The organism is Paenibacillus camerounensis (assembly GCF_000723885.1).
Classification (GTDB): domain Bacteria; phylum Bacillota; class Bacilli; order Paenibacillales; family Paenibacillaceae; genus Paenibacillus_AQ; species Paenibacillus_AQ camerounensis.
In genome coordinates, this window is record NZ_CCDG010000009.1 from 1 (window position 1) to 24,400 (window position 24,400).

The following is a 24,400-nucleotide window of genomic DNA, read 5'->3' on the forward strand; positions in this document are numbered from 1 at the left end:
GTGAATTATAACCTGAATGGTCAAGTAATCTCGGAGGAGAAACTGAATGGAACCACTGTGGTGGAACGCGCAAGCTATGTTCGCGGAGACCGGCTGCTGGCGAAGAAGGATAAGATAGCCAACAAAGACTATTACTATCTATATAACGGTCATGGTGACGTGGTTCAGATCGTGGATTCAAGCGGCACGGTGAAGAACTACTACAGCTATGATGCCTGGGGAACCATCACGAGCCAGAAAGAAGAGATTTCTAACTCATTTAAGTACGCGGGTGAAACCTTTGATGCGGAGACTGGACTTTACTATCTGCGGGCACGGTATTATGATCCAAGTATCGGACGGTTTTTAAATGAGGATACGTATGAGGGGCAGATTGATAATCCGCTGAGTCAGAATCTTTATACGTATGTGCATAATAATCCGTTGATTTACAACGATCCAACGGGACACTTTGTAGGAACAATTACAGGAGCAATACTCGGTGGTATTGTTGGAGGTATTACCGCTGCTATACAAAAAACCAATATTAAGGCAGGTATAGCCGGAGGGGCTGTGACAGGGGCTATTGGAGGGGCAGCCCTGGATTTGACTCTTGCTACTGGTGGAGCGACGTTTGTGATTTCTCTTTCAATTGCTGCAGGAGCATTGGGCGGAGCTGCGGGTGATGTTGTAAATCAGGCAGGAAACAATCTTGCTAAAGGCAAAAGTGCGACAAGTGATCTAAATGTTCAAAGTATTCTGATTAATGCAGGAATTGGAGCGGCATCTGGTGTATTAGGTGGCGCAACAGCAGTAGTAATGAAATCATTTGAAGATGCAACAAAGAAAATATTTGAGGGCATTGCATTAAATGCGTTGAAAAGTGGAAATGAAACAGTACTTGATACTTCTATATCTAGTGTTTATAAAGCGGCAGTGAAAATGGGCAATACAAATTCTACTATTGACTATACTGCCACTGTTGTATATAGTGCTTCTTCAAATACATTGGTCTATTTAGTTAATAATCAAGTTGTCCAAACTGTAGTGGTAAATGTAAATCAAGTACCAACTCAAAACGCTAAGCAATCATATACAAAAGCGGATGGAACAGTAATTAGGGTACAAAAAGATTGATACTCTGTAGCAAAATAATATTTTACAAGAGGTGTAATTTATATAGTGAGGATTTTATATGTTAGCAATAAGGTTATATTATTAGGGATTGCATACTTTTGCGCGTTGTCATTTGCTCCGATTGTTCTTTTAAAGTATGGTGACTTAAGCAAAAGTATGAATATGATTGTGATTTTAATTTGGTTATTGGCAGTGGTACCACATTGTTATCTTATGTTGTTTGATAAGAAAGTATATTTTAATAATGAGGGTGTTGGATTTCAATCATTATTTAAAAAAAAATTTATTAAATGGGATGAGGTAAAAGAAGTCGGAGTAGTAATTTATGCTCCTTTTGCGGGTCATGGAACTGCAACTTTTTTGTGCATTTCTACTCAACAGGCTGTAACTGGGCGAAGTATAGTTGTTTTTGAAGATCATAGTATATATATGAAATACAGAAAATCCCTTATTCCGATTTTAAGAAAATATTGGAAAGGGGAGATCATCGGCTGAATTAAAACAAAGACACAAAACGATTCATTTCGTTTTGTGTCTTTGTTTTTGCATAATGTAAAAAAATGCTTGGAAATCTGGATGCAGGAGGTAAGGAAGAACGCGTTAAACTCATCGAGCAAGCCGTGAGCCTAGGGGGAATTGCGGAATTGTGCCAACTCTTGGGCGTCTCCTGAACAGGGTTCGCCGGAAATGCAGGTGGAACGGAACGAACCAGGCTGGAGATCGCGTGGCAGAGAACCTGCTGAAGCGAGACTTTACGGCAGCGAAACCTAAGCAGAAATGGGTAACGGATGTGACCCTATACCGGGTAGGTGAACGCTGGCTGTATCTCTCGGCTATAAAAGAGCTGCCCAACAACGAGATTGTTGCCTACCAGTTAAGTGAACGTAAAGATAACGAATTCGTTCTACAAACGTTTACCAAAGCATTTGCCAAGCGAAAAGACGTGACCGGAGTGGTCGTTCACAGCGACCAGGGATTCCAGTACACGTCTCATGCATACCATGACATGCTGCCAAAGGTTGGCGCCCAAATCAGCATGTCACGCCGGGTCAATTGCGTAGACAATGCCTCTATGGAGAGCTTCTTCTCGCATCACTAAACGGAAGTGCTCTACCCTTATAATATCCACAAAATGGCGGATGCACAAAAATGAATGAAGAAATACATTCAATTTTACAACCGAAGACGACCACAGCGTAAATTAAACAAACTGACGTCGGTAGATTACTGACGCCAGTTTGCTGCTTAGGTATTTTTTTCAATGTCTACTAATTGGGGGGGTGACCATCCACTCCATGTGGCTTTTCTTTTTCCTAAAAGACTGAGTGATGTTTGTATTTGACACCCAACCTCATATAATGTATATATTAAATATATACATTAAACACATTACACCGAAGGATGATGGTGCCGCAGCATGAACATTTTGATATCAAGTACATCAGGAGAGCCGATCTATGCCCAGATTGTGACGCAGATCCGGCAGCTGATTCTGCAAGGGGAGCTGGGAGCCGGGACACCTCTGCCGTCCATCCGCCAGCTGGCGAAGGAGCTGCAGATCAGCGTGATCACGACCAAACGGGCTTACGAGGAGCTGGAGCGGGAGGGTCTGATCAACTCGATCGTCGGGAAGGGCTCTTTTGTATCCGGGGCGGATCAGGAATTCATCAAGGAGCAGCGGCTGCGGATACTGGAGCTGAAGCTGAAGGAAGTTATTGAGGAGAGCAGGCAGCTGGGGCTGTCTTATGGAGAGCTGACAGAGATGCTGAAACTTATCTACGAGGAGGAGCAGGAATGAGCGATTGTATCAGGCTGGAGCATGTACATAAGAGCTATGGGACTTTTGCGCTGCAGGACATTTCGCTGGGGATTAAGGAAGGCTATATTACCGGACTGATCGGCCCGAACGGCGCTGGCAAAACCACGCTAATCCAGATGATCATGGGCATGGTCCGCCCGGACCGGGGTGACGTTCAATTGTTCGGCGGGCAGAATAAAGAGCAGGTGCCGGCGGTTAAGGAACGGATCGGCTATGTGTCGGACGAGAATATTTACTACGAGCAGCTTACGGTCAAGCAGATGAAAAAGGTAATCGCCCCCTTCTACAGCCGCTGGAATGAGGATACATATGTGAAGTACCAGGAGCTGTTCAGGCTGTCTCCGGGCAAGAAGATCAGGGATCTGTCCAAGGGGATGAAAATCAAATTTTCACTCGCCATCGCTCTATCCCACAGTGCAGATCTGCTTATTATGGACGAACCTACGTCAGGGCTTGATCCGGTATTCCGCCGGGAGCTGCTGGATCTGTTAACGGAACACATCCAGGACGAGAAAAAATCCATTCTGTTCTCCACCCATAACACGACCGATCTTGACCGGATTGCTGACTATATTGTATTTGTGAATGACGGGCGGATTGTGTTTGATGAGATGAAGGAAGCACTGGCGGAGAAATATCTGCTCGTTAAAGGCGGCAAGGAGCTGCTCGACCGCGACACCCGGCGCCTGTTCCTGGGAATCCGCGAGAGCGCACACGGCTTTGAAGGGCTGATGGGCAACCGTGCAGAGGGCGAGCGGTACTTTAAGGACACGGCTATCTGCGAGACACCTACGCTGGAGGAAATTATGTATTTCTCGGTAAAAGGGAGTGAGCTGCGTGTATAATTCATTTCATCTCATCCGCAAAGATCTCATTATTGTGCAAAAGTTCATTCTGCTGCTGATCCCATACTATATGGTCATGGGCTTTACGAACTTTGATAACTACACCGTGTTCGCCCTGCTCCCGGCCATGCTGCTCCTGATTAATACCTGCACAATGGATGTACAGCAGAATAACCAGAAATTCCTGGTCAGCCTGCCTGTTCCGAGACAGCAAATTGTACTGGCCAAATATTTGGCCATGCTGCCTTACTCCGTGCTAAGCTTCGCCTGCACCGTTCTGCTATATTTCATCGCCTTCTCAGTCGGCCGGACCACTGAGCCGCTTGCCTGGAGGGAGCTGCTGCTATGCATCGCCGGATTCCCGCTGCTCGCCTCCTTCTACCTTCCGCTTCATTACTGGCTGGGCCGCAAAGGAACACAGGTGGTCAATATGGTGTTTATCATGCTGATTATGCTTAATTTCGCTGCAATAAAACAGCTGATGGAATGGTTTCCCGGACTGGCGGAATGGGTGAGCAGCGGAAAGGCGGACAGTCTGCTGCTTCCGGTAATTGCTGTCCTTGGTTATGTACTGATTCTATTCTGCTCCTACCTGATCTCGCTGCGGGTGTTCACTGCCAAGGACATTTAGTGTACAAAAGCCCGCATTGCTTGCAAAAGTAGTGCTATATAAACAATGCGATGACCTCTGGAGAAGCCGGGGGTCTTTTTGGCTTCGGTAATGTAACTTAACTGGCTGAACTCGCTGAAACCTTTCTCCGCAAAGCCTGCAACTAAACTCACTCTGAATCGACCCAAAAAGCAATATTGGCCCAGTATAGTTGCACGGAATACACTTAAACGGGCTTTGGGCGGAAAAAGTGGCGTTTTAAGTGTACAGAGTGCAATTAAGCAGGGACGAGATATACTTAATAGTAAATAAAGGGAACCATTCCTTGATTATTGGGGTCGTATTAAGTGAGGTGAAGCGCTTGGAGCTGAATGGACGGAAGGATAAATTCAAGAGTGGGCTGATGGTCCGGTCGAATGATGAGCAGAGGACTGAGCTGGAGGATAAGCTGAAGTCTGCTGAAGCGATGGACGAAGACCAGCTGCGGCAGATTATGAGCCTGTACGGTAATGATATCTGGAATTATATCTACTATCTAACTAAAAACACGGAGCAGGCGGAGGAGCTTACGCAGGAGGTATTTATTAAATGCTTCTACCGGATCGGCACGTACAAGGGAACAGCCAGCCTGAAGGCCTGGCTGCTCGCGATTGCACGGAATACAGCGTTCTCTTACCGCAAGTCACGCTTTTTCCGTACCGGCTTATGGGGCGGGGTGCAGAGCATTACGCCGGCTTCCCGGGAGCACGAGGGGGCAGAACCGGAAGATGAGCCGCTGTTCGGGACCGTACGCTCGGCAGAGATGGAGTATATGGGCAACCAGCAGATACGGGACATCTGGAGCCTCATTATGAAGCTGCCGGATAAGCTGCGTGAGGTGCTGGTGCTGGATCTGAAGACTGGGCTGTCGATCCATGAAATTGCCGCACTGACTGAGCTGCCGCCGGGAACAGTCAAATCGCGGCTGCACCGGGCACGCCGTAAAATCCAGAATAAACTAAGGGGGTTACAATGATGGATGAACGTGAGCCGCAGTGGTATGAGCAGGCCCGTAAGGGGCCGTTCCAAGAGGCCAGGTTTACCGATTCCTCTGCCGAGCGGGTGATGCGGAGATTGCGTGCGGAAGCGGAGCCGGCCCCTCCCCGCTCCCGGCGCATGCCCAGGGTGGCGGTTATGGCTGCCCTTATCCTCTTATTGCTGGCCGGAGCTTTTTATCTGAAGAACGGACCTCTCGGCAGAGAAACCCCCGCAGGGGTTAAGGCCCCTGTGGAAGAACAGGTTAAGCCTACAGATGAAGCGCTAAAGAAGACTGCTGAACGGCTGATGCTGGAGCAATTGGGTCAGCAGCTACCCTTTGAAAAGCTGGACCGGATAAAAATGCCGGGGCAGGCAGAGCTCATCTACAGAGAGAACGAGCTGTCTGATTCTTATGCCTTCATCTGGATTGATGCGGAAACGGGGGAAGCGGCCGCGTTCAGCATGAGCGCATCCGTTGAAGCGGATGATATTGACAAGACGCTGATAAATGAAGCTGGCGATAAGCTGCAAAAGCTCGGTTATACAGGGGAATTTCAGGCTACGGGTATAACACGTTATGTTTCTTATGGGCGTACTGCGGATAAGACGGTTCAGGTTATCAATGTTGTTCATGCAGCAGGCGCAGATATTAACTTTACGAACGGAGTCTATGTCAGGGCCAGTTTCAATGTAAATCAGAAGCAGGTTAGTGAGGAGCTTAAACAAGCCGGACTGGAAGCACTCGGAATGCTTAGATTCAGCAGCTTGGCAGACCAGCTGACCAGAGTTGTCCGCTCCACAACGGAAGGTGCAGGCGATGAAATTACGCTGTATTACGGCGACGGCCGGGGCGGAGATACATTTGTAACCTTCGATTATGCAACCCGGGCTATTCTGGATGTAGCTGATTATGCACTGAATCTTGTGGATCTGGGTGACTCCCGGAATGACGAGGAACGGGGTGAGCAGCTGCTCAATATGGACGATGCGATACTTCAGAGCACAGCCGCAGCCATCGCAGACAAACTGTATGGAATCCGCCTGGTGGAGGATTACATGATAGTCAAGAACGGATCAATGCCGGGAAAGGTTACGTTTGAGAGCCGCAGCGGTGCACCGGCGATTGAAGTCTCTTACAATCTCGACGGCGTCATGTACAGCTTCTCTGTAAAAAGAGAAACCAACTCACTATAATAATGAAGAGATTTATATGTGATGAAGAAGAGACGCAGGCCTGCAGCAGGCTGCGTCTTTTTATTGCAAAAGTCCGCTGAAGGCCGTACAAAGTCTTTGCGGGGTTATTTTGCGTAACAAAACAACTATTGCTATACTAGAGAAATCTGAACTTTTACAAATATGTGGAATTTAGTTAACAGAAAATTGGTATGGAAGTAAGAGGGATTATTATGTACAAACAAAACGCCGGACTACTGCCGGTGCAGTTCTATGTTGTAGCCGGACTAATCTGGCTGAAGCTGGTGCTGCTGCGGGTGCTGTTTTTTGAACAGATTGCCTGGGAATGGATTGTCATGGACCTTGCGCCGGTGCTGCTGATTATGGGCATCCTGACCGTTCTGCTGCCCCGGCGGATGAAGCAAGGGGCTTACTGGAGCTTCAATGTTATCCTGTCGCTGCTGCTGTTTGCAGCCAGTGTGTATTTTAACCATTTCGGGTCGGTCCCGACCTATCTGGCGTTGTATGAGCTGAACCAGGTGTTCCAGGTTAAAGAAAGTGTGGAATCGACGATCCAGCCGGTGGATTATCTGTTCTTCGCCGATCTCATAGGGATGGCTGTCTATGCAGGGCTGCGCAGATGGCAGCGGGGACCCTCTTACAGGGGCCGGAGCTATAGCGGCGTTACACGTACGGCTTACTCAAGAACCCAGCTTGCTGTCATATTGGTGGCGATTATTGGGGGAGGCACGCTGTCCGCGTATTCGGTGCATGCTGCAGGCAGCATCACGAATGAGCTGGTGCAGGCAGAAAGCGCCGGATTTCTGAACTATGAAGTGGTTGCGGCGCTCAAAGCGCAGGAGGATAACGGGCTGATCGGCACAGGTGATATTCATGAGACGGTTGCCAAGGTGAACACGCTGGAAGCGTCTTATCCCTACAGCAGCAAGCCAGCCGGCACAGTGCCGGACTATTTCGGCTCCCAGAAGGGCAAGAATGTCATCGTCATTCAGCTGGAGGCATTCCAGAACTTTCCGCTGCATCAGTCACTGGACGGGCAGGAGCTGACGCCTGTACTGAATAAGCTGGCAGGGGAAGGCTTTTATTTTCCGCGGGTGTATCAGCAGATCGGCCCAGGCAACACCTCGGATGCCGAATTTATGAGCAACACCTCGATCTACCCGATCGGCACACTGGCGATGTCCACCGGCTTCAGTGACCGTGAGCTGCCAAGCCTGCCGCGTCTGCTGCGCACAAAGGGCTATGAAGCCTATACCTTCCACGTGAACAAGGCCGGCTTCTGGAACCGCAATGAGCTGTATCCGGCGCTGGACTTTAACGGATATTATGACAAGGACGACTTCGTCAATGACCATTTCAACTCATTTGGCGCCTCGGACGAGCAGCTGTATATCACCGCTGTAGAGGAGCTGGCACAGCTGCAGAAGAAGGGGATACCGTTCTATGCCCAGCTTGTGACCGTTTCGAGCCATCATCCGTTCAAGATTCCTGACAGCTTCAAGAAGATTACCATGCCGGATACGCTGGAAGGCACCATGCTGGGCGATTATCTGACGGCAATCAACTATACCGACTATGCGGTAGGTACACTAATCGAAGGGCTTAAACAGCAGGGCTTGTGGGATAACACGGTGCTTGTGCTGTACGGGGACCATTTTGGACTTCAGCCGCAGGATGTGCCGCCGGAGCAGGTCGAGGAAGCGCTGGGTATACCGTATCATCCGCGGATCAGCCGGTTCAATATTCCGCTCATTGTGCATGTGCCGGGTATGACTGAGGGCAGCACGGTAGAGCGTACCGGAGGGCAGCTTGATATTGTGCCGACGGTAGCCAATCTGCTCGGGCTTAACCTGAAGGATGAGGGCTTTACAGCCTTCGGGCATGATCTGCTTAATATTGACCGGAACGTTATCGGGATGCGGTATTATATGCCGTCCGGCTCGTTTTTTAACGATGAGATTATGTTTGTTCCGGGCAAAAGCTTTGCTGACGGCGAAGCCGTGTCGCTGGACACTCTCCAGCCTGTAGCGGACTATGCAGATTACGAAGAGGATTATAACTATATTTTGCAGCTGATGGGCTTATCGGATGAATACGTGAAGCTGCTGCCGCAGCGCTAGGAGGAGTTATGAAAAGACTACTAAAGCCGCAGGTCTGGATCACCCTGGCCGGGGGCGGACTGATACTATACCTGCTGTTTCTGCAGCCGTTTGTCGGGGTGGCCGATAATGGCGATTTTTTGCGCATGATGAATACAATCGGACTGAACTACTATGATGCTGCGGAGAGCTACGCCGACCGCTTTTTCAGCTTCAGCCATTCGCAGTTTGCCTATGACCATTTGTTCAGGGGCTTCTACCCGTCTTCACAGATTCTGCTGGTGCTTGTGCCGCGGCTGCTGGCCGGGCTGGTCCACGGCAGTTATTTCGATATCCGCGTCCTGGGGGCGGTATATTCCGTGCTGCTGCTGGCCGCGACCTGGATGATCGTGAAGCTAGGGATTAAGCACTCCGCTGTTATGGGGCTGCTGCTCGGGGCGGGGGTATTATTTGTTTTTTACGATATCGGGTATCTGGCCTATTTCAATTCGCTGTTCGGCGAGCCGGTGTCGATGGTGTTCATGCTGCTGACGTTTGTACTGGGACTGAGACTGACGATGCAGGACCATCCTACCCCTAAAGGACTGACGCTGTTCTTCATTGCGGTGCTGTTTCTCGTCTGCTCCAAAATCCAGAATGCGCCGGTCGGCCTTGCGTTTATGCTGATTTTTTGGCGGATGGGCTCTCTGAAAGGAGAAGGGAGCTTCCGGAAGCTGGCCCGGCGGTTCGCTGTAGCGGTTGCAATCGTATCTGTAGTCCTCTACGTAACGGCTCCCAAGGAGCTGAAGCATATTAACCTGTATCAGACTGTGTTCTTCGGGATTCTGAATGAGTCTCCGGACGTGCGGGGCGATCTGCGTGATCTCGGGCTGCCGGAGCGGCTTGAGGTGCTGGCGGGAACGAATTATTTTCAGGGGGATACGGCAATCAAGCAGGATGATCCATCGCTGACGCCGGATTTTTATGACCGGATCTCGCATAAGGATGTGCTCTTCTTCTATCTGAAGCACCCGTCCCGGCTGATAGATAATATGGAATATGCGGCGCAGAACAGCATGTCCATCCGTCCCTATTATCTCGGAAGCTATGAGAAGAGCCTCGGTAAGCCTGCAGGCGCAGTAGCTTTTACTTACAGCGGCTGGAGTGAGTTCAAAAACAAGCTTCTTCCGGACTCCCTCTGGTTCCTCAGCCTGTTCTATCTGGCCTATTATGCCGGGGTGCTGATTCATTATTTCCGGGCAAAAGAGCGCCGCGAACGGGTTGCCGGCGAGCTGCTTATGCTGCTGGGACTAATTGGTCTATTCTCCTTCCTGGTGCCGATTCTCGGCGACGGCCGGGCGGATATCGGTAAGCATTTGTTCCTGTTCAATGTCAGCTTTGATATGATGGCTGTAGTCATGTTGGGCGGTATTGTGCGCATTGTTGCAGGTCTTTTGAGTCGCAAACATGGGACTTTGGGGAATTGACCCAAGGTTCATAATCGAATACAATGTGTTTGGAACTTTAGTAAAAGTTTAACAAATGGCTTACAGCCTCATCTGAGTAAGGGGGCCGCTATGGAAAATGATGAACACAGAGACAGAATCGAGCAGGCAAGGCAGGAATTAAACAGGCTGGCGCTTGAATACGGAGTGCAGGATGTAAGAGTCCTACGCCAGTCCGTGAAGCTGGATGCACTGCTGAATGAATATACCGGTTGCCTTACCGACAAAGATGATATGCCTTATTAGTTATAGAAGAACAGTACGGGGATTGCCTGGACATCTGACGCTTGTTAAGCGCGGATGTCTTTTTTTATGGAGTTGTGAGGCAGGGGGCTGCTAACGAGAATTCAGAGGAACGGACGGGGAGGGCGTGGGAAAGGGAGGAGGCTGATGGAAGGGAGCGGATGGAGGAGGAGTGATGGAAGGGAGAAGCCCGGGAAGCGGAGGAAGGCTAGTGGAAGGAGAAGCACGGGGGGGACGAGGAGTGACGGAAGGGAAAGGCCTGTGTGGGAGGATGAGTGATGGAAGGGAGAGGCTCGGGTTGAGGAGGAGTGATGGAAGGGAGAAGCCCGGGAAGCGGAGGGAGGCTGATGGAGGGAGAAGCACGGGTGGGAGGAGGAGTGACGGAAGGGAGAGGCCTGGGTTGAGAAAAAGCGATGGAAGGGAAAGGCCCGCTGGTGGAGGCCCCCCCTTGCTATTTAGCACGAGGCGCTACAACTGATCGCCGGAGATATTACGAAATTTGCGGGAACGGAGTAAGAGCAGATTTTTGCGAGGGGAAGGTACCGGGCAGCGGATGGAGGCGAATAGCAGTTGAAGCAGTGAATAGCAGTGAATAGCAGTGAATAGCAGTGAATTCACCCTATATCAGGTGTTCCGGAATATTAGTTGGATTTTTGCTACCTAATTCCATGTTTTATCATCATTTACGAGCATTAGGTGGAAAAACGCCACTTAAATTGGCCCCGGCACCTCTTTTGAAGCAAATTGGGAGGAATTAGGTGGCGTTTTTCCACTTAGTTACCTGAGGACGATGTTTAGCGGAGAATTAGGTGGCGAAAATCCAATTATTTTGCTTAACACAGCTCTATAAAGCGAATTTTACACGTTCCACCAAGCTGATTGTATACGTTCGATCCGGCTAATTATTCATAAACGTTCGAGGGATCATTAACTAACCTGTTTCCTGAAATAGCTCTTGTTAAGAGTGCTCCGGCGGCCGTGTGGCTGTTTGGGGCTTTTTTTGCTGTGTTGGCCGCGGCGGGAGTGGAAGGAATCAGCAAAGGTGCGGGCAACCCGGGTGCTTGGCAGGGGGCATATGCCAATTTATTGCCGGGCATGGCAGATGTCCATGAGGCGGATGCTGACTCCGCATATAGTACTACTGTCTTGAGAATACAACGGGGCAGGGTGAAAGCCGTGAAAGTAAAAAAGAGAAGAACGCGTCCGCGGGATTACCGGGACGGCTATCAGGAGGGATACCGTCTCGGCTTATGTGAAGCTGTAAAACGCCTGAATTCTCCGGAGGTGGAAGCATGCCGGCCTTTCAAGCTGATGTATGTCCCGCAGGGGTTCGAAGCGATCGATACAGGAATCACAGAAGCGATCAAGCTGCTGGTCAGTGAAGTGGTTATCAGCAGCCCGGAGTCCATGCTTGAGGTAGCCGCCCGCGAGCAGCCCGGGGCCGTGCTGGTCATGAACGGGCTGCATGTGTTTCCCGCGAACCACCTGGAGCAAATTGATGAAATCCGGAAAATGGGTATCGCTACAGCAATCTGGTTTGCGGATGATCCTTATTTTACCGAGGATACCTCAGTCATCTGCCTGCATTATGACCATGTCTTCACACATGAGCTGGGCTGTGTTGAATTCTATCGCTCGCTGGGAGCCGGCTCAGTCCATTATCTTCCTCTCTGTGTGAACCCGCAGATGTTCTATCCGCGCCGGACCGGGCCGCAGTATGACTTCGACATTGTGTTTATCGGCAACGCGTTCCGCAACCGTACCGCGCTGTTTGATGAGCTGGCCCCTTTTCTTAAGGGGAAAAAAGTGCTGATTGCCGGAGGCTTCTGGGAGCGGCTGAGCCAATTCGATGAGCTGTCGCCGTTTATCAGGAGCGGCTTCATTCCTCCCGAGGAGACGGCCAATTATTACAGCGGAGCTAAGCTGGTCATCAATATTCACCGGCCGTGGGAAGGCGGGCTGGATAACCGCAATACGTTTCAGCTGCCGTCCCGCTCCATCAATCCCCGTACCTATGAGATCAGCGCCTGCGGAACGATGCAGCTGACTGATATCCGTGAGGATCTGGGCAGCTATTACCGTCCGGGCCATGATCTGGAGACCTTTGCCTCAGCGGATGAGCTGAAACGCAAAATCGAGTATTACCTGAAGCATGAGCACGAGCGGCGGAAATTTGCGCTCCGGGGCCTGCAGACGACCTTGCGCCGGCATACCTTTACGGCCAGGCTGCCTGAGTTGTTGAATGTTCTTACTTCACAAATGTGAAATCCAAAGGGATGAAGGAGCGATTATTCATGAATAACGAATTTATCATGCCCGCGCCGCCGCTGCCACGGACACCGGCGGAGGAAGAGAAGCTGCGCGGACGCCTGACCGGCTTCAAAACAGGCTATGACGAGGGCTACCTGCGCGGACGGCTCGCCATCCTGGACGGCCGGCCGGAGGAGCCGATTCCGGTGCGTAATCTTCATATATTGTATGTGGCTTCCGGCAAGGGTTATCCGTACTCACCGCTGGATGATGCCGTTCTGTTTGCACTGCAAAGACTGACGGCCCAGGTGACCGTATCGGATGTAAGGCAGAACCTGGCGGAGCTTGCAGCAGTGCAGCGGCCGGATCTGGTACTGGTGCTGGACGGAATGGAGCTGCCGCTGGAGCAGATTTCCATGCTGCGGGGCAGAGGAATCAAGACGGCAATCTGGTTAACGGATGACCCGTATTACACCGATTTTACGATGAAAATCGTTGCCCACTACGATTACGTGTTCACCCTGGAGCGCAATTGCGTGGAGGTATACCGCGGGCTCGGCTGCCCTGAGGTGCATTACCTGCCGTTTGCCGCCCACCGGGAGCACTACCGTCCGACAACCGGACGTTCGCCGATCCAGCGGGATGTCAGCTTTATCGGCTCGGCTTACTGGAACCGGATCAATTTTTTCCGTGACATTATGCCTGAGCTCATGAGCTACAACACCGTCATCAACGGGATCTGGTGGGACCGCCTGCCGGAAGCTCCGCTCTACGGGGACCGGATCGAAATCGGCAAATGGATGTCTCCGCAGGAAACGTCGGTAACCTACAGCGGCTCCAAAATCGTCATTAACCTGCACCGGGCTCATGTCGACGAGAAGGACAACAATAACGCGCTGCTGATCCCGGCTGCTTCGCCGAATCCGCGCACGTTTGAAATTGCCGCCGCCGGTACGCTGCAGCTGAGTGATGCCAGAGATGACATGGGAACCTTTTACAAGGTGGGTGAGGAGATCGACACGTTCTCAAGCCCCCAGGAGATGATGGATAAGATCCGTTATTACCTGACTCACGAGGAAGAACGCCGGAACATGGCTCTGCGCGCCTTCGAGCGGACATTGAAGGATCATACCTACACCAGACGCCTGCATCAGCTGCTGACGGTCATCTACGGTTAAAGGTTCTCCGCAAGCAGGACGTTTTCTTGAAAATGTGCATTTACCGGGGGACAGGTGTCGTGCCGGCATCTGTTCCCTCCCAATATACTGTGTACTGGACCTTGACGTTCGCCCTGTAGCGGATGGTATGCGGTCAAACCGCAACGGCAGCTGACAGGGGAATACAACGTAGCAAATGCTCTGTAGCTAATGCTTCGAAAAACTAAGCGTATGCTTCCGAAGCGAGTTTTACTGCGAAGAAGTGCCCTGTAGCTAATGCTTCGTAAAACTAAGCGTATGCTTCCGAAGCAAGTTTTACTGCGAAGAAGTGCCCTGTAGCTAATGCTTCGTAAAACTTTGAAGGAGGTGAATGGCTGCTCGAGGCCCCTTGCCAGGGAGCGCCGATACACCATGGCCGACAAAGCTACAATCGTCCTCTTTTCCCACGTTTCCAATACCCGCAGCATCACAGGTGCAGAGAAGCTGCTGCTGTTCTTCGCCCGCGAGCTGTCCTGTTACTTCAATTGCATTCTTGTAGCACCCCAGGACGGAAAGCTGACCCAACAGGCCCGCAGGTCCGGCTTGAATGTGCAGGTAATCCCGATTCCGCTGGTCTACGGAATGTACACTCCGTATGCCGGACTTGAGGCGGATATCCGCAAATTTCAGGAGGGCCGGGAGTATCTGGAGCTGAAAAACTGGCTTGCCGCACTCCGGCCGGCATTCATTATTTCCAGCACCTGTGTGCATGTTCTGCCGGCGCTGGCGGCAAAGTCGCTGGGCATTCCGGTGGTATGGAAAATCTCCGAGACGATTACGGACAACGAATATACCGGAATCAGTGTGGAGCTGATCCACAGGAACAGTGATGAAATACTGGCTATCTCCCATACAGCGGCGGCCTGCTTTCCGCAGGAAATCCGCGGCAGCAAGGTTACGCAGCTCCCGCCTTCCTGGAACGACCGGGAGCTGCTGATGGAGGCCTGGAGCACTCTCCGGGGCGAACGGCGCCGCGAGCTGCGGGTGAATCCCGGGGAGCTTCTGATCGGTTACATTTCTTCCTTCATTAATAAAGAAAAAGGTCTGGAGCATTTCGTCAAAATGGCAGTTCTGGTCAGCGAACAGCATCCGGAAGCAAAATATGTGGTCATCGGCACCCCAGGGGACAAAAGCTACTACGAACGCTGCGTACGCAAGGTGAAGCTGGAGGGGCTTACCTCCCGGTTCAAGTTCTACGGCTATGAGGATTCTCTCCCTTCAGCTTACTGTGCAATGGATCTGCTGGTTGTCCCCAGCCTGATCCGCGAGGGCTTTGGTATGACGGCTCTGGAAGGCATGGCCTTCGGCAAGCCGGTCGTCGCCTACGATTCCGGCGGCCTGTGTGAGGTGCTCCAGGCTGCCGGCTGCGGCGGCCTGCTCGCCCCGGCCGCAGATATCGGCGCGCTCGCTGCACGCGTAAACGGCCTGCTGGCGGAGCCGGGCCTCGCCGCCGCCATCGGCAGCCAGGCGCGCGAGCGCATCGACGCCGTCTACGGCCCGGCGGCTTACCGCGCGCGCCTGCTCGGCCTCGCGGAGCGCTGGCAGCTCCGCTACTGCCTTGCGCCGCCTGAGCCCGGCGGCGCTTCACCAGCCACGCCCGTGCCTCAGGCACCGGGCGGAGGCGAACCGGCGGCGCGCACAGCTCCGCCGCCGGCCAAGACGCGCCGCGCAGCACGGCTGCGGCGCGCGAAGCTCCGGCGCGGCAGGCTGAGCCGCGCCAGAACCCGGGCGCGCCGCGGCAAGCGCCCGGGACGCAAGCAGCGCGCGGGCGGCAGCGCGCGCCGGAAGAGCAGCCGCGGGCGCAAGCACCGCGGCGGGAAGGCCCGGCGGCGGGGGCGCAGCCGCTAGGCCTTGGCCTTAGGCGAGGCGCAAAGCTGCTCGCCGGCCTTGGCCTTAGGCGAGGCGTAATGCTGCTCGCCAGCCGCCCTTAGGCGAGGCGCAATGCTGCTCGCCGGCCTTGGCCTTAGGCGAGGCGCAAAGCTGCTCGCCGGCCTTGGCCTTAGGCGAGGCGCAAAGCTGCTCGCCGGCCTTGCCCTTAGGCGAGGCGCAATGCTGCTCGCCGGCCTTGCCTTTAGGCGAGGCGCTAAGCTGCTCGCCGGCCTTGCCCTTAGGCGAGGCGCAGTGCTGCTCGCCGGCCTTGGCCTTAGGCAAGGCGCCACGCCACCCGCCAGCCATCAATACCCCCTGCTCATAGCGGGGCAGGGGCAACCCCAAAGGGAGTGAACCCATGAAGATCATGACCATTTTGGGCACACGGCCCGAGATTATCCGCCTCAGCGTGATCATTCCGCTGCTGGATAAGCATGCGGAGCGGCATGTGCTGGTGCATACCGGCCAGAATTTCACGGCCAGCCTCAGCGGAGTATTCTTCGCAGAGCTTGGACTGCGGGCACCGGATTATGTGCTGCAGGATAAGCAGGCGGGACTGGGCGGCCAGATGGCCGCCATGTTCGGCAGCCTGGAAGGTATCCTGCTGAAGGAGCAGCCGGACCGGGTGCTGCTGCTGGGCGATACGAACAGTGCGCTATGCGCTATTCTTGCCGAGCGGATGGGCATTCCCGTTGTGCATATGGAGGCGGGCAACCGCTGCTATGACCTGAAAGTGCCCGAAGAGAAAAACCGCCGTGTCATCGACGCGGTTTCGACCATTAATATGCCATATACGCAGCAGAGCAAACGCCATCTGGTCAGCGAGGGTTTTCCGAGCCAGCGTATTGTGCTTACCGGCAACCCGATTCATGAAGTGATTACACACTACCAGGCGCAGATCGGCAGCAGCGATATTTTATCCCGGCTTACGCTAACCTCCGGGCAATACTTTCTTGTTACTGCGCACCGGGCGGAGAATGTGGATGATCCTGATTCGCTGGTACAGATCATGTCAGGGCTTAATCTGGTCGCTGAGCAGTTTGGCCTCCGCCTGATCTGCAGCATCCATCCGCGTACCCGCTCCAAGCTGACAGAGCAGTTCGCACTTGAGATGAACCCGCTGGTGGAATTCCATGAGCCCTTCGGATTTTTTGATTTCGTTCATCTGGAGCAGCACGCCTTCTGTGCGATTACGGACAGCGGAACGGTCCAGGAGGAGTGCTGTCTGATGGGAGTGCCGACCGTAACGATCCGCCGGACAACAGAACGTCCGGAGACGGTGGATTGCGGAAGCAATGTAGTGTCGGGAGTGGAGCAGAACAGCATTCTGCGCAGTGTCCGGCTGATGACGTCACTGAGTCCGAAATGGGAGGCACCGGAAGGCTATCTGACCCCGGATGTCTCGGCTAAAGTAGTTAAATTTTTGCTTGGAGGGAACCTGCATGTTTAATAATAAACGGATTATGGTCACCGGCGGCACCGGTTCCTGGGGGCATGAGCTTATCCGGCAGCTGCTGCCGCAAAATCCCAAAGAGATCATCGTCTTCTCCCGCAGTGAGTCTGCACAGGTGGCAATGAGCCGCGAATATGAAGATAACCGCCTCAGCTTCGTCATCGGGGATATCCGTGATAAGGAAGCGCTGATCGCCGCCTGCCGCGGGGTAGATTATGTGTTCCACCTGGCTGCGCTGAAGCATGTGCCGGTCTGTGAGGATCAGCCGTATGAAGCATTAAAGACCAATGTAGTCGGTACCCAGAACGTCATCGAAGCAGCCATTGCCAATAATGTGGAAAAAGCAATCTACATCTCCACCGACAAAGCGGCGAATCCCTCCAACTTCTACGGCATGACCAAAGCCATCGGCGAAAAGCTGTTCGTCTACGCCAATCTGCTTGGCTCCCGCACCCGGTTCGTAACGGTACGCGGCGGCAATGTGCTTGGAACAAACGGCAGCGTTGTGCACCTGTTCATGAAGCAGATCAGGGATAAGGGCCAGGTTCGCATTACCGATATGAATATGACCCGCTTTTTCTTCACCCTGCGCGATGCGATTACCCTGCTGTTCAAAGCCTCTGAAGTGAGCCTCGGCGGTGAAATCTTCGTCATGACCATGCCGACCTGCAAGATTGTTGATCTGGCGGAGGTGCTGATCGAAGCATCAGGCAGAAGCGATGTCAGCGTGATCGAAGCAGGCATCCGTCCCGGAGAAAAAATCCATGAAATCCTGATGAGTGACTTCGAGAGCCTGACCACCGTTGTCTACGATGAGCAGTATCTGGTTATTCTCCCGACGCTGGATATGCCGGAGCTGAAAGACCACTACAAGAGCTATCCGCATGTGTCGTTTAACAGCTTCAGCTCGGAGAACAATCTGATGGATCAGGAGGAGATCAAGAGCATCCTGATCCGGGGAGGGTTCCTGCAATGAAGCTGCTTATCCTCGGCGGAAACGGTATGGCGGGTCATATGCTGGCGGCGTATTTTCGCCGCCAGGGTACACATCATGTCTTCCATACAACCCGGGATAAGAGTGATCTTGGCGGGCTGTATGTCGATGCCGACGACATTGCCGGCGTTGAGAAGCTGGTAGAAATCGTATCGCCCCATTGCATTATTAATGCAATGGGTGTTCTTAATCATTTTGCCGAGCGTGACCGGGTTACCGCTTATCATGTGAACGGCTTTCTGCCGCACCGGCTGCGCCGTGCTGCGGATAGCGCCGGTGCCCGCCTGATCCATATCAGCACCGACTGTGTATTCGAAGGAACGCGCGGCGCTTATACGGAAGAGGACGCTGCCGACGGCACCTCAGTCTATGCCATTACTAAAAGTCTCGGTGAAGTCCATGCACCCGGACATCTGACCATCCGTACCTCAATCATCGGGCCTGAGATCCGCGCCGGCGGTATCGGCCTGATGGAATGGTTCCTGGCCCAAAAGGGGCCGGTCTCCGGCTATAAGCGGGTGATGTGGAACGGGGTTACCACACTGGAGCTGGCCAAAGCGATAGAGCAGATGCTGGATTCACCGGTGTCCGGCCTGATACATCTGGCCCATCCGCAGCCGCTCAGCAAATACGAACTGCTGCGCCATATGCAGCAAGCCTTTGATAAAACCGATGTTGAGATTATTCCTGAGTCCGCTCATGTCCAGGACCGCACACTTGTAAGTACAAGAGCCGATGTTCATTTCGATTTGCCGGCATATTCTGTAATGCTCAGGGAACTGGCTGACTGGATGAACCAGTCAGCGATGTACACATGAAGGCGCGGAGGCTGCTGATTACCGGAGCTGCGGGCTTTACCGGAGCGCATGCTGTCCGTTACTTTCATGCCGCCGGAGCTGAGGTAACCGCTGTGGTGCGCCGCCCGGCGGCAGCCTCCCCGTGGCCGGAAGGGGTAAGGCAGTTCACATGTGATCTGAGCGACCGCCAGGCTGTGGCCGCCATGGTAGCCGAAGCAGAGCCGGATGAAGTGCTGCATCTGGCCGGCCGCAACTCCGTGCCGGAGTCGTGGCGTGATCCGCTGCTCTATATGGAGACCAACGTGATGGCGACGCTGTATCTGCTGGAAGCGCTCCGCACCCGGCCGGCCGGCCGGATTCTGGTTGCCGGCTCCCGGCTGAAATACCGGCCGGGAACGGTCTCCGGGCCGCCCCATCCCTACAGTCTCAGCAAAACGCTGGAGGAGCTGGTATCTCTCGCCTGGGGTACCTTATTCAAACAGCCGGTGCTGATGGCAGAGCCGTGTAATCTGATCGGTCCCGGACCCTCCACCGGCTTCTGCTCCCTGCTGGCACAGCATATTGTGCGCAGCGAGGCGGCAGCATACGGGGGAACCGAGGCACCGCCGGCGTTCCGGCTGTCATCCAGACATGCGCTGCGCGACTTCCTGGATGTGCGGGATGCCGTACGGGCTTATGATTATATTCTGCAGCACGGTACGGAGGGGAATATCTACCGGATTGACTCAGGGACACAGCGGACACTTGGGGATATTTCGGGGAAGCTGCTGGTCCATGCCCGGGCTCCGGTTCCAATGGACTGGGGGCCGGATGCTCCGGAGGGAGAGCAGGCCATACCCGCGGGTCATCCCGGCGGCGCAGATACCGGCAGCGGACCGGAAGTGAATGCTGCCGCACTCGGCTGGAAACCGGAACTCAGCCTTGAGCAGTCACTGCGAGAGATTGTGGATTATTGCCGCTCCGGCAGGGGAGGAAGGTTGTCATGAATCGTCCGAAGGTTTCGGTCATTATCCCGTTTTATAATTGCCCATATATTGAGCAGGCGCTGCAAAGCGCCTTATCCCAATCCTGGCAGCCCTATGAGATTATCGTAGTTGATGACGGTTCTTACGTTCATACGGACCGGTTAGCCCCATACCGGCACAAGATTCATTATCTGGGCAAAGCCAACGGGGGAACCGCTACTGCCTTGAATCATGCCATTCTCCATGCTACGGGAGACTATGTCGCCTGGCTTAGCTCAGATGATATGTTCTACCATGACAAGATCAACAATCAGGTGCTGTTCATGGAGCAGAACGGCCTGCTGATCAGCTATACCAATTTCCACTATATCAACGGGGAATCCCATTTGACGGAGATGAACGCTTCTCCGGTGTTCCCGAACCAGCTGGAATATCTGCGCTGCTTCCTGCACGGCAACCCCATTAACGGCTGCACCGTTATGTTCAGGCGTGATGTGTTCGGAGCAATCGGCTTGTTCAACGAATCCCTGCCGTATACACATGACTACGACCTGTGGTACAGGGCTATCCTGAGCGGTTATCCGCCGGTCATGCTGAACCAGTCTTTAACGGCCTACCGGCGGCACAGCGGAATGGGAACCCTGAAGCATTATGATGTCATCATGGCAGAGGCTGCAGCAACCAATGCCCGTTACAACGGGATGCTGCGCGGGCTGATTGCCTCCATGGGCGGCTGAGGCGTGCAGCGGCTGCAAGATCATTTTTGGGGGAGAAGCCTATGTACCGGGAAATTCAAGTGACTGACTTTCTGCCGGTTCTGCTGGAGCAGCTGAAATTTTCCGACAGTATTCTGGATGTCGGCTGCGGGACCGGTGCGCTGCTCGAGCGTTATGAGGCTGCTGTAGTGGTTGGGCTGGATATTCACAGGCCCTATCTGCTGCACCGCAAATATACTTCACCCCACATCATTCCGGTTCATGCCAACGCCAGCCATATCGATAAGCTGTTTCTGCCGGGAACATTCTCGGCTGTTACACTGATCGATTCGCTGGAGCATTTTTCGGTGGATGAGGGCAAGGAGCTGCTGAGAAAAGCGGAGCTGATTGCTGCCAGCCGTGTAGTGGTGTTTACGCCGCGCGGATTTTTTCCACAGGAGGGAACGGACCATTTTCACCTGCAGGGGGAGTATTATCAGAGGCACTGGAGCGGCTGGGAGCCGGAGGACTTCATGAAGCTCGGCTATTCGGTAACGGTGCTGAAGGGCTTTCATCATGCCGAGAATCCGGCCTTCCGTGAAGCCTTCGGTCCGGATCACGCGCCGCTTGATGCACTGCTCGCCTGCAAAACGGTCTAAACCATACTTCGGAAAGGAGGTGAGCGTATGAATCAGAGCCCAAAGGTTTCAGTAGTGATTCCGTTTTATAATTGTCCGTACGTTGATCAGGCGGTGGAAAGCGTGCTGGCCCAGAGCTATCCCGATATCGAGCTTATTGTTGTTGATGACGGATCAACCCTGTATACCGAGAAGCTTGCCCCATACAGGGATAGAATCCTGTATATACGCAAACAGAACGGCGGCACCGGCTCGGCGCTCAATATGGGAATCAAGGCGGCCAGCGGTAACTATTTTGCCTGGTTAAGCGCGGATGACCGGTTTCATCCCCACAAAATCCAGCGGCAGATGCAAGAGCTGCGGCGCACGGGAACTCTTTTTAATCATACCGCTTATTATTACATCAATGAACGGGGAGAACGGGTATCTGAGGTGATCAGTGTTCCGTTTGCAGACAGGCGTGAGCTGATTGCCACCATGATGAAAGGCTGTCCGGTTAACGGCAGTACGGTTCTGCTCGATATGGGGATTTTCCGAACGGTCGGTATCTTTGATGAGAGCTTTCTCTATACCCAGGATTATGACCTGTGGCTGCGGATTCTGCCGCAATTCGGCTGGTCCTATATTGAGGAGCCGCTGCTGGATTACCGTGTGCATCAGGGAATGGGCTCGGTTATACACAACGAAGCGCAGACCCGGGAGATTCAGATGGTACAGGCCAAGCATAATGGGGTTCTTACCCAGCTGCTTCGAAAGGAGGGAGGGCCATGAGGCTCATATTTCCGGTTCTGACCCTGTCCAGGGGAGGCGCGCAGCGGATGCTGGCCGAACTGGCCAACCGTCTCAGCGCTACAGGCCATGATGTGATAGTTCTGATGCCTGCCGGAGGCACAGTCGAATATGAGATGCACTGTGGGGTGATCCACTCACAGGACACTACCCTGACAGAGCATGATTATCCATACGGGGATATTATTGTTTCCAACTACTATACAACTGTGCAGTCAGCCCAGCGGGCGAGTCAGCAGGGAAAAGGAATCCATGTCAGGCTCGCCCTTTGCTATGAACCGACCTTTTTGCCCGACAACAATCAGTCCTTCGCCTCGTACAGCGTTACCCGGAACCTGATGGTGCTGTCACGCTGGCAGCAGGAGATTGTGCGGATCAACCACGGCATTAAAGGGAGAATTGTACCTGTTGGCGTGAACGGGGATTTTCATAATATGCACATGCGTGAGGTTCCGGACAGGGCCCTGGTGGTATCCGCGATTCTGCGCAAGCCTGAGGGGGGCTTCTCCGGACACCGGGAGCAGGAATATTTGCTGCAGGAGCTCAATACGGTCAAAGAGCTTCATCCCGAAGTCCAGATCTATCTGATTACACCGCCGGGCGAATATGCCGATTCTAATCTCCTCAAGGCTATTCTGGCCGACAACCGCTACCATACGCGTACGCCTTCCAATGATATAGAGCTGTGTTACCATTATAATGAAAGCGACATTTTTGTCAGCTCCAGCACGTTCGATACGGGCTCTCTGCCCGGCCTTGAAGCGATGCGCTGCGGGGCGGCGCTGGCTACGGTCTATTCGGGAGGAAATCTGGAGTACGGCGTGCACGGGCATAACTGCCTGATGTCCTACCGGTTCGAGAACAGGCTGGCCCAGGATATCCTCATGCTGATCCGGGATAAAGAACTGAGAGAGCGTCTTGCCTGTAAAGGGGAGAATGATTCGTGGAAGTTCACCTGGGAGAAAAGCATGCAGATATTTCAGGCGGAGCTGTTTGAAATTGTATCCAGGCAGGGCGGAGCATAGCAACCGCTCACTACAAAGAACCTTCAGCTCCGGTGGCGGCACCGGAAGGCCTGAAGGTTCTTTTGGCTGGAAGGCAGCAGCTAGAAAATGGAGAAGGAGTTCAGCATTTCACGGAACGACTGGGCATAACGCTCTGAGCCGAAGCGGTCCACCATATGATTTCTGCCCTGAATGCGAATGCTGTCCCGCAGCTCAATATTGTTCATCAGCTCCAGGCCTTCCTGTACAGCAACTCCGATATTGCCCAGCGGATAGAACTTGCCGGAGTAATTATGGACGATAAAGGAACGGACACCGTCAGAATCGGTGCTAAGTACAGGACAGGTGCAGCAGATGGCTTCAGCCACGGCATAACCGAATCCTTCGGTTATCGATGTGGACAGCAGAAATCCCCCGGAGGCGGCAATGGAAGAGAAGTATACCGGCATAACATGGTTAGGGATATTGCTGAATGCGACCAGCCGGTCGTTCAGCCCCAGCCGTTGCAGCTCCTCATTAAAAAGCTGTGTCTGCTCTTCGGAAGCCAGCCCCGGATCATGGAACATCCAGAGATGCAGATCAGGCTTGTATGCACGGATCTCCTTGGCAATCTGCAGATATTCACGCCAGTTCTTGTTGTTCTCCAGCCGCCCTACCCAAGCAATGACCGGGTCATGGGGCTTCTCGCCGGGAATAAAGCGGAAAGACTGAATATCTACGATGTTGGGAATAATGTACCGGTGCAGCCAGGGGCAGATGCTGATGAACAGTTCCAGCAGATGATCGGTGGGCGGAATGAGTACGGCATTGCAGTAAGAACGCAGATAAGGCACGGCTTCTATAATCATATCCTTTGCATCTTCACGCCTGCCAAGCCCTTGGGATTCATAGATCAGGATCCCTCCGTAGCCCAGCAGGCGCAGACGCTCCATCAGCAGATAGTCAGAGGTTACAATAATAGCATCATAACGCTCAGCCTCGAGCAGTGAACGGATTTCTTCATCCCCTGAAGCGATGAATACCGGGAAATTGTTCTGGTTCTGTTGGGAGGAACCCTTCATGAGATATAACACATGGCACTGGATACCTTCACGCTGCAGACTATCACATCTTAGCCTGTTCAGAGTCTCCACTCCGCCGCTGGGTACATAAAACGTAAATAAAACCTTCATGCTCAACCCTCCTGAGTTCACCTTGCGGAGCCCTACTGTCTACAGGATACGCGAAGCTCTCCCGGCATGTGACTGCTTGAGGGCAGTGTGTGCCAAATCCTTTCAGAATAGTGCTGTCTGCAGCAGGCAATGCTAAGCCGTGTATCTGCAA

General features: G+C 53.2%; 24 protein-coding genes. 22 read left to right on the forward strand and 2 right to left on the reverse strand.

Features of this window, described 5'->3' with window-relative positions; all coding sequences use genetic code 11:
* The 14 genes from BN3772_RS03760 to BN3772_RS03830 form a co-directional block, all read left to right on the forward strand.
* On the forward strand, positions 1-1,116 hold a 1,116-nt coding region (locus tag BN3772_RS03760), incomplete at its 5' end, for an RHS repeat-associated core domain-containing protein (protein ID WP_244444674.1).
* 45 nt (positions 1,117-1,161) lie between these two features.
* Positions 1,162-1,611, forward strand: coding sequence for a hypothetical protein (locus tag BN3772_RS03765; protein ID WP_042196833.1), 450 nt, complete (start codon positions 1,162-1,164; stop codon positions 1,609-1,611).
* 151 nt (positions 1,612-1,762) lie between these two features.
* Positions 1,763-2,215, forward strand: a complete 453-nt coding sequence (locus BN3772_RS03770; protein ID WP_157643537.1) for a DDE-type integrase/transposase/recombinase — start codon at positions 1,763-1,765, stop codon at positions 2,213-2,215.
* Between the two features lie 318 nt (positions 2,216-2,533).
* A complete protein-coding gene (locus BN3772_RS03775) occupies positions 2,534-2,914 on the forward strand; it encodes a GntR family transcriptional regulator (RefSeq protein WP_042196836.1) in 381 nt (126 codons plus the stop codon).
* Entirely contained in the window at positions 2,911-3,780 is an 870-nt protein-coding gene (locus BN3772_RS03780) for an ABC transporter ATP-binding protein (protein WP_042196838.1), read from the forward strand. Before BN3772_RS03775 ends, BN3772_RS03780 begins: the two co-directional genes overlap by 4 nt.
* Complete coding sequence (locus BN3772_RS03785; protein ID WP_042196840.1) at positions 3,773-4,411, forward strand: ABC-2 transporter permease; 639 nt, start codon at positions 3,773-3,775, stop codon at positions 4,409-4,411. Before BN3772_RS03780 ends, BN3772_RS03785 begins: the two co-directional genes overlap by 8 nt.
* Before the next feature lie 304 nt (positions 4,412-4,715).
* Positions 4,716-5,405: an RNA polymerase sigma factor gene (locus BN3772_RS03790; RefSeq protein ID WP_244444675.1), complete on the forward strand. Its 690-nt coding sequence runs from the start codon at positions 4,716-4,718 to the stop codon at positions 5,403-5,405.
* Positions 5,402-6,601: a hypothetical protein gene (locus tag BN3772_RS03795; protein ID WP_157643538.1), complete on the forward strand. Its 1,200-nt coding sequence runs from the start codon at positions 5,402-5,404 to the stop codon at positions 6,599-6,601. Before BN3772_RS03790 ends, BN3772_RS03795 begins: the two co-directional genes overlap by 4 nt.
* A gap of 212 nt (positions 6,602-6,813) precedes the next feature.
* On the forward strand, positions 6,814-8,721 hold the full coding sequence (locus BN3772_RS03800; RefSeq protein WP_042196844.1) for an LTA synthase family protein: 1,908 nt from the start codon (positions 6,814-6,816) through the stop codon (positions 8,719-8,721).
* 8 nt (positions 8,722-8,729) lie between these two features.
* A complete protein-coding gene (wsfD, locus tag BN3772_RS03805) occupies positions 8,730-10,166 on the forward strand; it encodes a glycan biosynthesis hexose transferase WsfD (protein WP_042196848.1) in 1,437 nt (478 codons plus the stop codon).
* A 90-nt stretch (positions 10,167-10,256) separates the two neighbouring features.
* Positions 10,257-10,430: an aspartyl-phosphate phosphatase Spo0E family protein gene (locus tag BN3772_RS03810; protein WP_086074384.1), complete on the forward strand. Its 174-nt coding sequence runs from the start codon at positions 10,257-10,259 to the stop codon at positions 10,428-10,430.
* Between the two features lie 1,164 nt (positions 10,431-11,594).
* The gene (locus BN3772_RS03820) at positions 11,595-12,692 is read left to right on the forward strand and encodes a CgeB family protein (protein ID WP_425280412.1); all 1,098 of its coding nucleotides are present in this window, start codon (positions 11,595-11,597) and stop codon (positions 12,690-12,692) included.
* Positions 12,693-12,721: 29 nt separating this feature from the next.
* Complete coding sequence (locus tag BN3772_RS03825; protein ID WP_086074385.1) at positions 12,722-13,855, forward strand: CgeB family protein; 1,134 nt, start codon at positions 12,722-12,724, stop codon at positions 13,853-13,855.
* 390 nt (positions 13,856-14,245) lie between these two features.
* Positions 14,246-15,721, forward strand: a complete 1,476-nt coding sequence (locus BN3772_RS03830; protein ID WP_042196852.1) for a glycosyltransferase family 4 protein — start codon at positions 14,246-14,248, stop codon at positions 15,719-15,721.
* Between the two features lie 45 nt (positions 15,722-15,766).
* Here BN3772_RS03830 and BN3772_RS03835 read toward each other — a convergent pair whose 3' ends face one another.
* The gene (locus BN3772_RS03835) at positions 15,767-16,024 is read right to left on the reverse strand and encodes a hypothetical protein (RefSeq protein ID WP_157643539.1); all 258 of its coding nucleotides are present in this window, start codon (positions 16,022-16,024) and stop codon (positions 15,767-15,769) included.
* Between the two features lie 76 nt (positions 16,025-16,100).
* Between BN3772_RS03835 and wecB the strand changes: the two genes are divergently transcribed.
* The 8 genes from wecB to BN3772_RS03875 are packed head-to-tail and all read left to right on the forward strand — an operon-like array spanning position 16,101 to position 23,098.
* On the forward strand, positions 16,101-17,192 hold the full coding sequence (wecB, locus tag BN3772_RS03840; RefSeq protein ID WP_042196856.1) for a non-hydrolyzing UDP-N-acetylglucosamine 2-epimerase: 1,092 nt from the start codon (positions 16,101-16,103) through the stop codon (positions 17,190-17,192).
* A complete protein-coding gene (locus BN3772_RS03845; RefSeq protein ID WP_042196858.1) occupies positions 17,185-18,171 on the forward strand; it encodes a polysaccharide biosynthesis protein in 987 nt (328 codons plus the stop codon). Before wecB ends, BN3772_RS03845 begins: the two co-directional genes overlap by 8 nt.
* Complete coding sequence (locus BN3772_RS03850) at positions 18,168-19,007, forward strand: dTDP-4-dehydrorhamnose reductase family protein (RefSeq protein ID WP_042196860.1); 840 nt, start codon at positions 18,168-18,170, stop codon at positions 19,005-19,007. Before BN3772_RS03845 ends, BN3772_RS03850 begins: the two co-directional genes overlap by 4 nt.
* Positions 19,004-19,972, forward strand: coding sequence for an NAD-dependent epimerase/dehydratase family protein (locus BN3772_RS03855; RefSeq protein WP_042196862.1), 969 nt, complete (start codon positions 19,004-19,006; stop codon positions 19,970-19,972). The genes BN3772_RS03850 and BN3772_RS03855 overlap by 4 nt, the downstream gene beginning before the upstream one ends.
* Complete coding sequence (locus BN3772_RS03860) at positions 19,969-20,688, forward strand: glycosyltransferase (RefSeq protein ID WP_042180263.1); 720 nt, start codon at positions 19,969-19,971, stop codon at positions 20,686-20,688. Before BN3772_RS03855 ends, BN3772_RS03860 begins: the two co-directional genes overlap by 4 nt.
* Before the next feature lie 41 nt (positions 20,689-20,729).
* Complete coding sequence (locus BN3772_RS03865) at positions 20,730-21,305, forward strand: class I SAM-dependent methyltransferase (RefSeq protein WP_042196865.1); 576 nt, start codon at positions 20,730-20,732, stop codon at positions 21,303-21,305.
* Between the two features lie 27 nt (positions 21,306-21,332).
* Positions 21,333-22,055, forward strand: a complete 723-nt coding sequence (locus BN3772_RS03870) for a glycosyltransferase family 2 protein (protein WP_042196866.1) — start codon at positions 21,333-21,335, stop codon at positions 22,053-22,055.
* Positions 22,052-23,098 (forward strand): glycosyltransferase family 4 protein, encoded by a 1,047-nt coding sequence (locus tag BN3772_RS03875; protein ID WP_042196868.1) that lies wholly within the window; start codon positions 22,052-22,054, stop codon positions 23,096-23,098. Before BN3772_RS03870 ends, BN3772_RS03875 begins: the two co-directional genes overlap by 4 nt.
* 80 nt (positions 23,099-23,178) lie before the next feature.
* On the opposite strand, the gene BN3772_RS03880 is transcribed toward BN3772_RS03875, so the two are convergent.
* Positions 23,179-24,249 (reverse strand): glycosyltransferase family 4 protein, encoded by a 1,071-nt coding sequence (locus tag BN3772_RS03880; protein ID WP_042196870.1) that lies wholly within the window; start codon positions 24,247-24,249, stop codon positions 23,179-23,181.
* Positions 24,250-24,400: the final 151 nt, after the last annotated feature.

Coding starts and splice junctions, on each gene's coding strand:
- BN3772_RS03775 (WP_042196836.1), top strand. CDS start 2,534: ATGAACATTTTGATATCAAGTACATCAGGAGAGCCGATCTATGCCCAG.
- BN3772_RS03780 (WP_042196838.1), top strand. CDS start 2,911: ATGAGCGATTGTATCAGGCTGGAGCATGTACATAAGAGCTATGGGACT.
- BN3772_RS03795 (WP_157643538.1), top strand. CDS start 5,402: ATGATGGATGAACGTGAGCCGCAGTGGTATGAGCAGGCCCGTAAGGGG.
- BN3772_RS03800 (WP_042196844.1), top strand. CDS start 6,814: ATGTACAAACAAAACGCCGGACTACTGCCGGTGCAGTTCTATGTTGTA.
- wsfD (WP_042196848.1), top strand. CDS start 8,730: ATGAAAAGACTACTAAAGCCGCAGGTCTGGATCACCCTGGCCGGGGGC.
- BN3772_RS03810 (WP_086074384.1), top strand. CDS start 10,257: ATGGAAAATGATGAACACAGAGACAGAATCGAGCAGGCAAGGCAGGAA.
- BN3772_RS03825 (WP_086074385.1), top strand. CDS start 12,722: ATGAATAACGAATTTATCATGCCCGCGCCGCCGCTGCCACGGACACCG.
- BN3772_RS03830 (WP_042196852.1), top strand. CDS start 14,246: ATGGCCGACAAAGCTACAATCGTCCTCTTTTCCCACGTTTCCAATACC.
- wecB (WP_042196856.1), top strand. CDS start 16,101: ATGAAGATCATGACCATTTTGGGCACACGGCCCGAGATTATCCGCCTC.
- BN3772_RS03845 (WP_042196858.1), top strand. CDS start 17,185: ATGTTTAATAATAAACGGATTATGGTCACCGGCGGCACCGGTTCCTGG.
- BN3772_RS03850 (WP_042196860.1), top strand. CDS start 18,168: ATGAAGCTGCTTATCCTCGGCGGAAACGGTATGGCGGGTCATATGCTG.
- BN3772_RS03855 (WP_042196862.1), top strand. CDS start 19,004: ATGAAGGCGCGGAGGCTGCTGATTACCGGAGCTGCGGGCTTTACCGGA.
- BN3772_RS03860 (WP_042180263.1), top strand. CDS start 19,969: ATGAATCGTCCGAAGGTTTCGGTCATTATCCCGTTTTATAATTGCCCA.
- BN3772_RS03865 (WP_042196865.1), top strand. CDS start 20,730: ATGTACCGGGAAATTCAAGTGACTGACTTTCTGCCGGTTCTGCTGGAG.
- BN3772_RS03870 (WP_042196866.1), top strand. CDS start 21,333: ATGAATCAGAGCCCAAAGGTTTCAGTAGTGATTCCGTTTTATAATTGT.
- BN3772_RS03875 (WP_042196868.1), top strand. CDS start 22,052: ATGAGGCTCATATTTCCGGTTCTGACCCTGTCCAGGGGAGGCGCGCAG.
- BN3772_RS03880 (WP_042196870.1), bottom strand. CDS start 24,249: ATGAAGGTTTTATTTACGTTTTATGTACCCAGCGGCGGAGTGGAGACT.